Genomic DNA, 13947 nt, shown 5'->3' on the forward strand with positions numbered 1-13947 from the left:
AGCGCACGTCCGTCTTTAAAAACTGCATTTTCTTCCCAAGTCGGATGAACTACACTGGTTGAACAACGACCAAGCAGGTCAATCTCAAAGGGGAAGTGGACATAACGCATGTTAAACGTACAAGAACAAGCCTGGATGCAGGAAGTCGTTGGCAAGATCACGACGAAAATGGCGTGGGTCAGCGAAAAATCAAAAAACAAAATTCCATATACAACGATCGAAGGGACGCACGACAACCGCATCGTGGACAACCCGACAGGCACGGATACCGACGGCATCTGCTGGTGGACGAACGGATTCTGGGGCGGCATGATGTGGCTGATGCATCATGAAACGGGTGACGAGAAGTATCGAGAGATTGCTGAGTTTTCCGAGATAGAGCTCGATCGCTGCTTCGAGGATTACTACGGACTGCATCACGACGTGGGGTTTATGTGGCTGCCGACCAGCGTGGCGAACTACCGTGTGACCAAGAGTCCTGAATCGCGCAAAAGAGCGCTGCACGCAGCCAACCTGCTTGCGGGGCGCTTCAATCTGGCCGGAGGGTTCATTCGTGCCTGGAACGATTTGGAAGGATGCGACACACGCGGCTGGGCGATCATCGACTGCATGTTTAATATCCCATTGCTATATTGGGCATCCGAGGAGACTGGAGATCCGCGCTTCAAGCAAATTGCGATGAAGCATGCCGATACGGCGATGACGGCGTTCGTTCGCCCGGACGGCTCGGTGAATCACATCGTCGAGTTCGATCCGTTTAACGGCGGCGTCGTGAAAACATACGGCGGCCAAGGCTACGAGGAAGGCTCGTCCTGGACACGCGGCCAGACGTGGGCGCTGTATGGCTTCATGATGAGCTACATCCATACAGGCAAGGAAGAGTACCTGCAAACCGCGAAGCGGGTTGCGAACTATTTTATCGCCAATATCCCGGCGGACGGCGTGATTCCGGTCGATTTCCGGCAGCCGAAGGAACCGAAGCGCGAGGACGACACGGCGGCGGCGATTGCGGCCTGCGGTCTTATCGAAATCGCCAAGGTCGTCGGAGAGTACGAGAAGCCGCTCTATCTGGACGCGGCGATAAAGCTGCTTAGAGCCTTGGATGCCCGCAGCGACTGGACGGAGAACAGCGACTGCATCCTGCAGTACGGTTCCGGCGCTTATCATGCGGCGAGCCACCATCATGCGATCATTTATGGCGATTACTATTTTATGGAAGCGATTTTCAAATTAAAAGGAAACGATCTGTACCTGTGGTAGAGGTTTCCCGGCAAAGGAGAGCGAGCATTATGATTCACAATCCGATTCTGCGCGGCTTCCATCCGGACGCCTCGATTCTTCGGGTCGGCGACGACTACTACATCGCCACATCCACGTTCGAATGGTTTCCGGGTGTAGTCATTCATCATTCCAAAGATTTGAAGCATTGGCGGCCGTTAACCCGTCCGCTGGACCGGGTGAGCCAGCTTGATTTGCGCGGCGTGCCCAGCTCCGGCGGCATTTGGGCGCCGTCGCTAAGCTATGATAACGGCATCTTTTACCTGTGCTTCACGAATGTGGTCGGCCGCAAAGGCGTCTACAAAGACTTGCACAATTACGTTGTAACAGCACCGTCGATCTCCGGTCCCTGGTCGGAACCGATTTATTTGAACGCCAGCGGCTTCGATCATTTCCTGTTCCACGATGCGGACGGGCGTAAATATCTGTTCAATATGCAATGGGATTTCCGGCAGGGGAAGAGCCGCTTCGCCGGCATCGTCATGCAGGAGTTTTGCCCAATAGAGGGTAGGCTGATCGGGGACATCAAGCTGGTGACGAAGGGGACGGACCTTGGCGTAACGGAAGGCCCGATGGTGTACCGCAAGGACGGCTACTATTATTTGCTGCTGGCTGAAGGGGGCACCGGACCGATGCATGCGGCAACGCTGATGCGTGCGACTTCGATTGGCGGGCCCTATGAAGTTGACCCTGATTATCCGCTAATGACGACGAGAGAGTCGCCGGAGCATCCGCTGCAAAATGCCGGGCATGGCTCGCTGGTCGAGACTCAGCACGGCGAGTGGTACATGGTATTTATCTGCCTGCGGCCGCTGCCGGACGGAAGCGGACTCAGTCCGCTAGGCCGAGAGACATCTCTGCAAAAGGTCGTCTGGACCGAGGACGGCTGGCTGCGTCTCGCAGGCGGCGGTAAGCAGCCGCAGCTCGTGATTCCGGACGCCGAGCTGACGCCTCATCCGTTCGCGCTGGAGCCCGTGCGGGACGATTTTGACGCGCCGACGCTTGGCGTGAATTGGCACTCCCTGCGGGTGCCGATGGAACCTTCATGGCTCAGCTTGACCGAGCGTCCCGGCTTCCTGCGGCTTAGGGGCCGTGAGTCGCTGATGTCCCTGCACCATCAGAGCCTGGTAGCCAGGCGGATCGAGAGCTTCGATTGCGAGGTTCGCACGTGTGTGGACTACGAACCGGAGGCTTTTACCCAGATGGCGGGGCTTGTGCTCTTGTATGACGATGCCGACCACTATTATCTGCGCATCTCCCGGGATGAGGAGCACGGGAAGCATCTGGCGATCATCGTCAGCGACCAGGGGCAGTATGCCGAGCTGGATGCTTATGTGCCAATTCCGAAAGGCCAACGTGTGTATTTGAAAGCGACAATGAGGGTTGAGCGCATCCAGTTCTCTTATTCTCTCGACGGTTCGAACTGGCTGCCGATCGGCCCTGATCTCTATTCCGGCAATCTCGCCGACAGCTACCGGGGGAAACTATCGTTCTCGGGAGCGTTCGCAGGCGTGTGCGTGCAGGATTTGCGGGGAACGCGGCTGCACGCGGATTTTGATTATTGGGACTACGAAGAGCTTTCGTAGACGTTAAAGAAGCCTCTCGTTCTGCCGGCTTGGCAAAGCGAGAGGCTTTTCCCTTTCAGAAAGACCCCGATTATGTTTACAAACAAAAGCTTAATACAACCGTAATATCGCTCTCCGACAAATCGATATGCCCCTGCTCGTTGCGGTTGAAAACGTAGCCGTTGTTCTCAATCCCTTGACAGATGCGGGATAGCCGAGATTCGTCCATTTGGATCAGCTTGGCGAATTGATCGAGATGCATGGGCTTATCATTCAGAGAAATCATGTGGACACCCTCCGTCCGGTTAATTTTGTGCTTAAGCTTAACTTATCAAAATCGCGCTGCGAAGTATCAGGAAATTTGTCGGCGAATTTTGAAAATTAGTAAGAGTTTTACAGTTTGTCACAATCAGCCAGTCCGTGAGAGAAAGTCGACACAGTGCGCCTGAAGGGGCTACAATAGAAGGAGTGTTTAACCATGAGGAGGCGGATATTGTATGGCAATTCCATTCAGCATTATTGGCGGGGCTGGCTTTCGCGCCCAATATTTTTTGCGGATTGCAGCAGCGCTGCCCGAACGCTTTCGGATCAGCGGTCTGGTCGTCCGTGACGAGGCGAAAGGCAGAGAGATGGAAGCCCAGTGGGGCGTGACTACCTACCGTACACTAGAGGAATTGCTTGCGGAGGAAGACCCGAGCTTTGCGGTTGTCTCCGTCGGTTGGGCGGAGTGCCCCAACTACCTCGTACAGCTTGCCGAGCACGGCATTCCGGCTTTGTCGGAAACGCCGCCTGCACCCGATCTTGACGGGTTGAGGAGGCTTCACGAGCGCCTGACGCAACGCGGGGCCAAGGTCCAGGTTGCCGAGCAGTACTGGCTGCATCCCGTCCAGCAGGCACGGCTAGGGCTGATTCGTTCGGGCCGACTGGGCCGCATTACCGAGACGACAGTGTCCATCTCACAGACGTACCATGCGATTAGCCTTATGCGCAAAATGCTGGGTGTCACGTATGAGAACGCTGTCATTCGCGGCTCACGTTTTAGCTCGCAGTGGGTGAATGGCCCAACGCGCAGCGGCCCGCCCACGGAGGACAAGCTGATCCCGCTGCAGAGGGATTTGGCGTGGCTTGATTTTGGCGATCGGCTTGGGATTTACGATTGGACGAAAGACCAACATCGGTCCTGGACCCGATCCAATCATTTGAACGTGCGCGGGGAGCGCGGGGAAATCTGGGATCAGCGGGTTCTGATTCAGCTGGAAGATTGCTCAGAGCAGCGGCTAGAACTCCAGCGCGTCAATAAAGGAGAATGGGAGAATCCCGAGGGCTACCATTTAAAGGGCCTTGTATGCGGGGAGCGATGGGTATATGAGAATCCATTTGCCCCGGCGCGTCTGTATGACGACGAGATTGCGATTGCCGACTGCCTGCAGCGAATGGCGGAGTATGCGGCTGGCGGGCCGAGCTTCTACAGCTTGGCGGAGGCATCGCAGGACCATTATTTGGGCATGATGATGGAGCAAGCGATCGCAACTGGCGAAACCGTGACTACGGAGCGTCAATGCTGGGCGGAATAGCGGCTGGCACGCTTACTCTTTCTGATAACGCTTGGCAACCTGCGCCAAGTAGGTATGGATGTAGGCGTCCACGGCTTCGGCATTCAAACATTTTTTTCGGAACGCGCTTGGCGGCGTTCCCATTTCTCGGGTAAACACTTGGGTAAAATAATGAATGCTTTCAAAGCCGGTATCCTCGGCAATTTGCTTTAGCGGCAAATCCGTGTAGCCTAGCAGATAAGCGGCGCGCTTGATGCGCTCGGTTTTGACGACGGAGGGGAAGGACTGGCCAAGTTCCTCCGCCATGAATCGGGATAGCTGGCGTTCGGACAGATGGACGTTCTGAGCGACATCGCCGATGGCGATTTTTTCCGATAGGTGGGCTTGGATGTACGACCTCGCTTGTTTGAGCGTGCCGGCATATTCGGATACGACAGCCGGCAGCGCCGCTTCTGGCGAAAAAGAATGCTGCTGGAACAAATGGAGACAGCTCAGGACGAGGGAATACGCCAGCAGGGCAATCGGCTCCTGATTCCGCTCATTGGCTTGCGAAGCCTGCAGAAGCAGCGCCTGCCAGATCAAAGCGGGGGCGCTTTGGTCGGCATTGGGGATAAACAAGTGAGCGTGCCCGCACAGCTGGCGAAAATCGCTGAGAAAGGTCTCGCTGCATTCCGCTTCATTCGGCTCCAGTGCAAAGAACAGCAGTTGCATCCCTTCTTCGCTTTGAATATAATGCCGGCTCTCGGGCTTGGAGCAGTACAGTGTACCGGTTCGAAGCGGATAGGTCACGCCGTCATGATAATAGACACCCGCTCCGTCCAGCACGTAGCATATTTCAAAAAAAGAGTGTGTATGCGGGCTATTGCCCTTATGCTGAGGTTTGGCCCCCCAATAGTGAATGAACAGCGAAGCGGTTTGGCCTTTGAGCTGTACCAGATGCTGGTTCAAATACAGATTGCTGCGGGAACATACGGTAGGATTCAGCATGGGACGATTCGCTCCTTGAGTAGGGTAGATTGACGTTCATTATAGCACGGAATTTTTATAAAAATACGGCATGATTTTATAAAGACGCCCCTTGAAAGGGTTTTCTATAATGAAATAGAAAACTTGTAAAGGGGCTGTTTGCTTTGAATCAGGAACATACAATTTCGCTCGCCGGTATTATGGGATTTCCGGTTACCCCGTTTGACGATCGGGAGCAAGTAAATGAAAATGCCTTCCAGGCGAATGTCCGATTCCTCGTCAGCCATGGCTTGGATTCGATATTTGTCGGTGCGGGCTCCGGTGAATATCAGTCACTGACGGTTCATGAATACGCACAGCTACTCACAGCAGCCATCAGTGAAACGAACGGCGGTGTGCCCGTGTTTGCAGGCGCAGGCGGCAACATTCGCGATGCGGTGGAGCGCGCGCAGCTGGCGGAGAAGCTCGGCGCCGACGGCCTGCTGTTGCTTCCGCCCTATTTAATTATACCTGAACAAGAGGGGCTGTTTCAGTACTATCAGACGATCGCCGGCTCTACGAGCCTGCCGGTTATCGTCTACCAGCGCGACAATGCGGTATTCACGCTGTCTACGTTGGAAAGATTGGCGCAAATCCCGAATGTGATCGGATTTAAAGACGGTCTTGGCAATTTTGAGCTGAATCTTGAGTTTGTGCAGATGATCGGAAAGGGGCTCCAGTGGATGAACGGCATGCCGCTCGCCGAACTGACGATGCCTGCCTATTCCGCGATCGGTTACCGTTCATACTCTTCCGCGATTTCCAACTATATCCCGCATGTTTCTCGTAAATTTTACGAATGTCTGCTGGCCGGCGACGACGCGATGCTTCAGCAGATTTACCGGGAAATCATTTTGCCGATTCATCGGATTCGTCAACAGCGCAAAGGCTACGCGGTCTCGCTCATTAAAGCAGGCATGGAAATTGTTGGTCTACCTGTTGGGTTGACTGTTCGCACACCGCTGATACCGGTTGAACGGGCGCATTACACACAATTGGAAGCGATCATTCAGCGCAGCCATGAGCTTATTGCCAATACACATGCCTAGGAGGAAGCAATCATGATGAAAGTATCCATTCAAGTGCCGACGACGGAGCTGTCGGACAGCGATTTGCGACAAATGTGCCAGCTTGGCGTGGATTGCATCGATTTTACCCGCGGCTCTTCCTTTACGGGCGTGAAGGAGCAGGGTTTTCCGGATCTGGACGGGCTGTTGAAGCTCAGAAAGCGGATTCGTTCCTTCGGTATGGACATTAACCGCGTGACGCTGCCGGACATTTCCAGCAGCTTTATGGCAGGCGAGTCTGAAGCGGAGATTCAGCTCGAACATGGCGCTAACGCGATTAAAGCATTCGGCGAAGCAGGGATTACGCTGGTGCGGCAGCGATTTGCCGGCGATGTGTTTCCGCGCATGTCCGAAGACTATACGGCTGTGCATCGAGGTGGTGCGCTTGTGCGCGGGGAAGCGCGAAACCCTCGCGAGCTGCCGCCAAGTGTGGCGGAGCTTGAAGCGTGGTGGCAGCGTTTTGACGCTGTGTATGCCAAGCTTGTGCCGATTGCGGAGGATTGCAACGTGAAGCTGGCGGTCCACCCTTCGGACACGCCGCATCCGAATACGACGTTTGGCGGCCTCGGCTTGAACCGGGTAATTGATGCGTTCCCGAGCCGTAACGTAGGGCTCGTGTACTGCGTAGGGACGCGCGGAGAAGCTGGCGGAACGCCGCTTGTGTTGGATGAAATTTTCCACTATGGACGCAAAGACCGGATTTTCCTCGTTCATTTCCGGAATATTCGCGGAAGCCTGGCAACAGCAGGCGCATTCGAGGAGGCGCTGCTGGATGAAGGGCATATGAATATGCCGAAAATTTTGATGGCGCTTCACAAAGTCGGCTATACCGGCTGTATCAACCCCGATCATATTACAACGCTCGAAATGGATCGCGCCCCGTATAATTCCTCTCCGTCCGGCATCGGCTGGGTGGGCTGGTCCTATGCGGTTGGTTATGTCAAAGCTCTGCTGGCCGCAGTTACCGAGTATAACGGAAGGGGGTACTAAGCGATGGCACAAAATGCACAAGTGAGAACCTACCTCAACTATATCGGCGGTGTTTGGCAGCCCGCTTCCACCGGCGAAACGGAGGCGAGCATGAACCCGGCGAACCGACATGACATCGTCGGCTGCGTGCAAAAGTCGTCCGCCGCCGATCTGGACGCGGCGGTGAACGCCGCCGAAGCCGCGCGGCTGTCTTGGCGCAAGCTTGCAGGTCCCGCGAGAGGGGACCTGCTGTTCAAGGCGGCGAATGAGCTGGAACGCCGCTTGGACGAAGTCGCGGAAGTTATGACCCGCGAGATGGGCAAAACGCTGCCGGAGGCGAAAGGCGAAACCGCGCGCGGTGTTGCGATTTTGCGCTATTACGCCGGCGAGGGCATGCGCCGAACTGGGGACGTCATTCCGTCCACGGACAGCGCGGCCTTAATGTTCACGACGCGAGCGCCGCTCGGCGTGGTCGGCGTGATTACGCCATGGAATTTCCCTGTGGCGATTCCGGTGTGGAAGATCGCGCCGGCCTTGATTTTCGGCAACACGGTCGTGTTTAAGCCGGCGCAGGAAAGCGCTGTGACCGCTGCGCTGCTCGTCGAATGCTTCCACGCCGCAGGGCTGCCTGCCGGCGTGCTTAATCTGGTGACCGGCGACGGGGAAGCGATCGGGAGCGGGATGTCGGCGCACGCGGGCATCCACGGGATTACGTTTACCGGCTCGGGTCGCGTCGGGAAACAAGTCGGGCTCGCCGCACTTGCTCGCGGGGCCAAATACCAGCTGGAGATGGGCGGCAAAAATCCGATCATCGTGGCCGAGGACGCCGATCTCGAGCTTGCCGTTGAAGCAACGGTCAGCGGCGGTTTGCGCTCAACTGGACAGAAGTGCACAGCAACAAGCCGCGTCATCGTGCACAGCGCCGTTTATGACGAGTTCAAGCGAAAGCTTCTGCAGAAGGTCGAGGGAATTCGCGTCGGCGATGGACTTGCGAGCGATACTTGGATGGGGCCTTGCGCCAGCGAGAAGCAGTTCCACACCGTGCTGTCGTACATCCATACAGGGATTAAGGAAGGCGGGCGGCTGCTGGCCGGCGGCGGGCAGGTTCAAGGACTGGAAGACGGCTATTTCCTGGAGCCGACCGTTTTTGAAGGCATCACGAGCGAGATGACGATAGCGCAGGAAGAAATCTTCGGCCCGGTGCTGGCGCTCATGAAAGTCGATTCATTTGAAGAAGCGATACGCCTTGCCAATGACGTACAGTACGGCCTTAGCGCCTCCGTCTTTACGCAGGATATTGGACGAATGCTCACGTTCATACAGGACATGGACGCCGGTCTGGTGCGGGTGAACGCGGAAAGCGCAGGTGTCGAGCTGCAAGCGCCATTTGGCGGCATGAAATTTTCCTCATCCGGCTCCCGCGAGCAGGGACAGGCAGCTATTGAGTTTTATACTGAAATTAAAACCGTCTTCGTTAAGGCGTAACGGTGCGAATTTGACAACCTTTTCGGAAGATGGAATGATGGGAGAATAGAGGCAATCAAACCCTCATGTCTCCGACTGGAAAGGAAGTTCGCATGACAACGAAGCTTTATTACGAATCTGCTTATACGACGGCATGGAAGGCAGTTATTGCCCAGAAAATAACCCGTGACGACGGTCTTTTTGTCGTGCTCGACCGGACGGCGTTCTATCCGCATGGCGGCGGACAGCCCTGCGATCGCGGGGATATTCAGGGTGTCCCCGTGCTGGATGTTCGCTTGGAAGACGATGAAGTGCTGCATCTCGTGCCGCATTTTCCAGAGGTAACGGACGTAGACTGCCAGCTCGATTGGCCGCTTCGCTTCGACCATATGCAGCAGCACAGCGGCCAGCATCTGCTCTCCAGCGTGTGCCGGGACCTGTACCAGGCGATGACGGTCAGCTTTCACCTCGGGCTTGATTACTGCACGATTGATGTTGATCGGGTGGACTTGACTGCCGGCGATTTGGCGGCGATCGAGGAGGAAGCGAACCAGCGAATCTATCGCAATCTGGCGATCTCGAGCTATTTCGTTTCGCCGGAAGAGCTGGCGCAGCTGTCGGTCGTCAAACCGCCAAAAGTGACGGAGAACATCCGCATCGTCGAGATGCAGGACGTTGAGTACAATGCCTGCGGAGGCACGCATGTGTCGTCTACCGGCGAGATCGGCTTGATCAAGCTGCTCAAGACGGAGAAGCAGAAAGGGAACCTGCGGCTGTATTTCCTGTGCGGGCATCGCGCTTTGGCGGAATTCACAGCAAGTCAGCGCATTCTTCAAGCGCTTTCCGCGAGATTTAAAACCGGCAAAGACGAAATCGAAAGCCGCCTCGACAAATGGGAGCGTGAGCAGAAAGCGCTTGAATCCGAGCTCACCCGCTTGAAGGAGGGGCTGCACGGTTACATGGCGAAGGAGCTGCTGCAGGGTGCACAAGGAGCACGGATAGTCGCTCGTGTCTTCGACGATCAGTCGCTGCAGGATTTGCAGAGCTTGGCGAAGCAAATGACCGCCATGACGAGTCAGGTTGTTCTGCTGGGGACCAAGCAGGACAACAAAGTTGTTCTCGCCCAAAACGGCGAGGGCGCGGTGAGCTGCGGTGCGTTTTTCAAAGTGCAGCTGGCAGGTTTTGGCGGCAGCGGCGGTGGCAGCGACAAGCTGGCGCAGGGCGGGTTCGCGAGCGAGTCTGAACTGCTCGCTTTTATGGCGTTTGCCCAGGCGGAGCTTGGCTGAACGGCGGGTTTGGCAAGAGTCAGGTGGGCTGTCCTCGTTTACGGGGGCAGCTTTTTTGCGTAGATCGGAAAGCATATCCTCGAAGTGGATCATCGATGTCATTAGTCAACGCTCCGATCCCGTCAGCCAGGAAGGGGAACGCGCCGCCAGTCGCAGACATACTCACTCATTTCCCATCATACATTTGTAAGTGTGGACTTGTTGCTGAACAAGGGAGGTGAGCCTGCAAAGTGCTCTGGTTGATTTGGCTGATCGTCGCCATGTTCTTTGTCATTTTGGAACTGTTTACAGGCACGTTTTATATGTTGGTGCTCGGCATCAGCGGGCTGCTGGGGATGGCTGGGGCGCTTCTCCATGCACCCGTTTGGGTGCAGCTCGGTATATTCGCTGTGTCGGCTTTCCTGCTGTATGCGTTTGCGATGCCTTTGGGCCGCAGGCTCATTCCGGCGTCCAAAGAAACGCTCCCGAGCCCCAGTCAATTGATCGGGCAGAATGCGCATGTCATTCGCGACATCGTACCGGGGGAAGGCGGACTTGTCAGAGTAAATACGGAGCTTTGGAGCGCGTTCGCTGACGAGTCAATTGCGGCAGGGGAAGTTGTAACGATTGAGGAAGTCAAAGTGTCCAAACTCTATGTGAAAAAAGGGCAGGTGTAGCATGGTCGGTATCATCGTGGTTCTAGTTCTCATCATTTTGGTCGGCATCATCCTTATCAAAGGGATTCGCATCGTTCCGCAGCAAACCGTGGCAATTGTCGAGCGCGTCGGCAAATTCCACAAAACGCTGAACGCGGGCATCAACATCATTATTCCGATCATCGACAGCATCCGGAGCCGGCACGACTTGCGCATCCAGCAGGAAAAAGTACCTTCGCAATCCGTGATTACAAAGGACAACGTAGCGATCGGCGTTGAACTGGCGACGTTTTACTCGGTTGTGGATCCGAAGCTGGCGACCTACGGCATCGCCAATTATGTCCAGGGCATTCATAATATCGTCGCTTCCGCCTTGCGTTCGACGATCGGGAAGATGGAGTTGGACGAAATCTTGTCCAATCGCGACCGCATTCAAGCGGAACTGCGGCAAGCGCTGGACAACGCGTCCGAGAATTGGGGCGTCCGTATCGACCGCGTCGAAATTCTTCAGCTCGAGATTCCGATTGACATCCAAACCTCGATGGAAAAACAAATGCGGGCGGAGCGGGAGAAGCGGGCAAGCATCCTGCAGGCGGAAGGCGAAAAGCAAGCGACCGTGCTCCGTGCGGAGGCGCAGCAGTCCGCCGTCGTCCTGGCGGCTGAAGCCGAGAAGCGCCGACAGATTCTTGACGCCGAGGCGAAGCAGAAGTCGCAGGAGCTTGAGGCGATGGGACGCGCTGAAGCGATCCGACTCGTCGCGAATGCAGAGCGATCGCGGATCGAAGCGCTGAACGAAGCGGGGTTAACGTCGCAGGTGCTGACGTATAAATCGTTCGAGTCGCTGTCCGAAATGGCCAAAGGCAGCGCCTCTACCATTTTCTTGCCGACTGATGTGGTCAGCACGCTGGGGTCGATCGGCGCCGTGTCCAAAATGTTCAAGTCAACCGAATAATCCTTCCGACGTCGCCTCCTGATGAGGCGGCGTTTTTTTTCGGTGCGTTTCGAAACGCCTGCACTGAAATCGGGTTTATGCCATCCTCCAACGCACATCCCTTAACGAGACGCGCAAGGGGGGGATTCCTGTCCATTTAAAGACGGGAAAAAGAATTGTCTTTTAGTTGGCGAAAAGCGTATACTGGACGTAATTGAGCCGGGCAGCGAGTCCGCTGGTTCTTGGCTACCCTCGTACATAAGGAGCGAATGTTCATGGATATTCCCAATCGGATTGCGATCGGCATTGTAGGGCCGGATGCCCTTGTCCATAAAGTATTAGGCGTTATTGCCACGTCGTTTCCATCTTTGCATCCCGTCCCGCGGGTATGCTCCACGGAGGAGGCGCCCATGGCGGCGGAGCAGCTGCTTACCGATGTGGAAGTACTCCTCGTAACGGGGCCTGGCTTATATCGCAAAGTCAAAGACCATGTGCTGACTTCGCTGCCCGTCCATATGCTGCCGCTAACCGATACGGGCTTGTACAGCGCGTTGTACAGGCTCAAAAGCGCGCAAGCGGGCGGTTCCGGCGCCATGCAGTTTACGATCGATTCTTTCACGACTTCGGCGATCGCCAAGCATGTCAAAGAAATCGGCGAAAATCCTGCGAATTTTCTCGTTTTCGATGGCGGGCCTTATCCGTCGGTCGAATCACTGATCGCTTTTCACCTGGACGCGTACCGGTGCGGGAAGAGCGCAGGCGCGATGACCACTGAAAAAGAAGTGGCGGACCGCCTCGCGCAAGAAAACGTGCCGTGCGAATGGATCACGCCTACGGAAGGGAATATCACCGTTGCGCTCGAGCGGGCGCTGCTGTCCACGGAAACCCGCCGCAGCAAGGAAGCGCAAATTCTCGTCGGCATGCTGAACGTCGACGATTTCGGCAAGAAGCTGCAGCAGCAAGGCTCGGAGCACGATATCCAGCGCTTCAAGCTGGACATTCACCGCAACCTCATCGACTACGTCGAGTCGCTCGACGGCTATTTGACGCATCTGGGGGCGGATGAGTATCTGTTTTTTACGACGCGCGGCATCTTTGAACGGGAAACCGTCGGCTATAAATCCGTGCCCCTCGCCCGCGAAGTATGGAAGTCGATGGGCTTGTCGCTGAGCATGGGCATCGGGTTCGGGCGCAGCGCGAACGAGGCCGGCACCCATGCGCGGCTCGCGCTTCGCCGCTGCAAGGAGGCGGGCGGCAACACGTGCTTCATCGTGCGCGAGGACAAGACCCTCATCGGTCCCCTGGAGATGGCGGACCCGTTGGCGCGGGATTTGTCGGTGACCGATCCCGTTTTGCTCAAAAGCGCGGAGGATGCCGGCATGACCTCCTCCTACCTCAGCCGGCTCATGGCGACCGTCGCCCGAACCAGCAAGCTCGACTTCGAGGTGCATGAGCTCGCCAGCATCCTCGGCATCACTGTCCGCAGCACGCACCGTCTGCTGCTGCAGTGGATCGACCACGGCCTGATCACAATCACAGGCTACATTAAAGTGCCGAAAGGCAGACCGAAGCAGACGTTCCGGCTCTCCTTCCTGGAGAAGTTCACCGGCGGGCAGGTATGAGACGAGGTGCCCGTCCCCGGCTCGGGTGACCGCAAATGGAGGAGTCCGTGCTGCTGACGCTTGCGGTTGCACGGCTATCCGCGCCGCAGCCTCCGCTTTTCGTATCGTGGCGGGCACGGCTCGGGACTGCTTTCCCAACAGCGGCAACTGGTTTCCCATCTGTGGCAACCAGTTTCCCACTGTCGCAACCGGTTTTCCAGCAGTGGCAATCGGTTTTCCACTGTGGCAATCGGTTTTCCAACAGCGCCAACTGGTTTCCCATCTGCGATGACCTGCATTTCCTACAGCAAATGCGGGAGATTAACGCCGAAATGATAGCATGACCTGCATTTGTACATGTCTTTTTGTTGAAATTGAGGAAAACAGCCTGGATTTGTGGGATTCCTCGATTTTTTGCTGTAGTTTTTACAGGATCTTGCTCCGATTTGCCCTGCTTGAAGCAATTTACCTGTAAGTTTTACAGGATCTCACACTCGTCAAGGTGAAGACACCACCGCCCCCAGCTCTCCGCAGCCACCATCGAGATACCTGAGTCACTCCCCAGCCTCCAGCCCTAATCGATCCCACAGAAT

General features: G+C 56.0%; 12 protein-coding genes. 10 read left to right on the forward strand and 2 right to left on the reverse strand.

Annotated features, from left to right (window positions below):
• The first annotated feature begins 108 nt into the window (after positions 1 to 108).
• Together EJQ19_RS27045 and EJQ19_RS27050 are read left to right on the forward strand one after the other, a co-directional pair.
• A complete protein-coding gene (locus EJQ19_RS27045) occupies positions 109 to 1260 on the forward strand; it encodes an AGE family epimerase/isomerase (RefSeq protein WP_126144343.1) in 1152 nt (383 codons plus the stop codon).
• A gap of 29 nt (positions 1261 to 1289) precedes the next feature.
• Positions 1290 to 2864 (forward strand): glycoside hydrolase family 43 protein, encoded by a 1575-nt coding sequence (locus EJQ19_RS27050; protein WP_126144344.1) that lies wholly within the window; start codon positions 1290 to 1292, stop codon positions 2862 to 2864.
• Between the two features lie 76 nt (positions 2865 to 2940).
• Here EJQ19_RS27050 and EJQ19_RS27055 read toward each other — a convergent pair whose 3' ends face one another.
• The gene (locus EJQ19_RS27055; RefSeq protein ID WP_126144345.1) at positions 2941 to 3129 is read right to left on the reverse strand and encodes a hypothetical protein; all 189 of its coding nucleotides are present in this window, start codon (positions 3127 to 3129) and stop codon (positions 2941 to 2943) included.
• Positions 3130 to 3340: 211 nt separating this feature from the next.
• On the opposite strand from EJQ19_RS27055, the gene EJQ19_RS27060 reads away from it, so the two are divergent.
• Entirely contained in the window at positions 3341 to 4417 is a 1077-nt protein-coding gene (locus EJQ19_RS27060) for a Gfo/Idh/MocA family protein (RefSeq protein WP_126144346.1), read from the forward strand.
• A 12-nt stretch (positions 4418 to 4429) separates the two neighbouring features.
• On the opposite strand, the gene EJQ19_RS27065 is transcribed toward EJQ19_RS27060, so the two are convergent.
• Complete coding sequence (locus EJQ19_RS27065; protein WP_126144347.1) at positions 4430 to 5383, reverse strand: AraC family transcriptional regulator; 954 nt, start codon at positions 5381 to 5383, stop codon at positions 4430 to 4432.
• Between the two features lie 143 nt (positions 5384 to 5526).
• Between EJQ19_RS27065 and kdgD the strand changes: the two genes are divergently transcribed.
• The 7 genes from kdgD to EJQ19_RS27100 all read left to right on the forward strand — a co-directional run bounded on the left by kdgD (position 5527) and on the right by EJQ19_RS27100 (position 13375).
• Entirely contained in the window at positions 5527 to 6450 is a 924-nt protein-coding gene (gene kdgD, locus EJQ19_RS27070) for a 5-dehydro-4-deoxyglucarate dehydratase (protein WP_126144348.1), read from the forward strand.
• A 12-nt stretch (positions 6451 to 6462) separates the two neighbouring features.
• The gene (locus EJQ19_RS27075; RefSeq protein ID WP_126144349.1) at positions 6463 to 7458 is read left to right on the forward strand and encodes a mannonate dehydratase; all 996 of its coding nucleotides are present in this window, start codon (positions 6463 to 6465) and stop codon (positions 7456 to 7458) included.
• A gap of 3 nt (positions 7459 to 7461) precedes the next feature.
• Positions 7462 to 8922, forward strand: a complete 1461-nt coding sequence (gene gucD, locus EJQ19_RS27080) for an alpha-ketoglutaric semialdehyde dehydrogenase GucD (RefSeq protein ID WP_126144350.1) — start codon at positions 7462 to 7464, stop codon at positions 8920 to 8922.
• 92 nt (positions 8923 to 9014) lie between these two features.
• A complete protein-coding gene (locus EJQ19_RS27085; protein ID WP_126144351.1) occupies positions 9015 to 10187 on the forward strand; it encodes an alanyl-tRNA editing protein in 1173 nt (390 codons plus the stop codon).
• A gap of 230 nt (positions 10188 to 10417) precedes the next feature.
• The gene (locus EJQ19_RS27090) at positions 10418 to 10843 is read left to right on the forward strand and encodes an NfeD family protein (protein WP_126144352.1); all 426 of its coding nucleotides are present in this window, start codon (positions 10418 to 10420) and stop codon (positions 10841 to 10843) included.
• 1 nt (position 10844) lies between these two features.
• Positions 10845 to 11774 carry an SPFH domain-containing protein gene (locus EJQ19_RS27095; RefSeq protein ID WP_126144353.1) on the forward strand — a complete coding sequence of 310 codons (930 nt, stop codon included), beginning with the start codon at positions 10845 to 10847 and terminating at the stop codon, positions 11772 to 11774.
• 254 nt (positions 11775 to 12028) lie between these two features.
• Positions 12029 to 13375, forward strand: a complete 1347-nt coding sequence (locus tag EJQ19_RS27100) for a helix-turn-helix domain-containing protein (RefSeq protein ID WP_126144354.1) — start codon at positions 12029 to 12031, stop codon at positions 13373 to 13375.
• The last annotated feature ends 572 nt before the right edge of the window (positions 13376 to 13947 follow it).

Source organism: Paenibacillus whitsoniae (assembly GCF_003955665.1).
Taxonomy (GTDB): domain Bacteria; phylum Bacillota; class Bacilli; order Paenibacillales; family NBRC-103111; genus Paenibacillus_E; species Paenibacillus_E whitsoniae.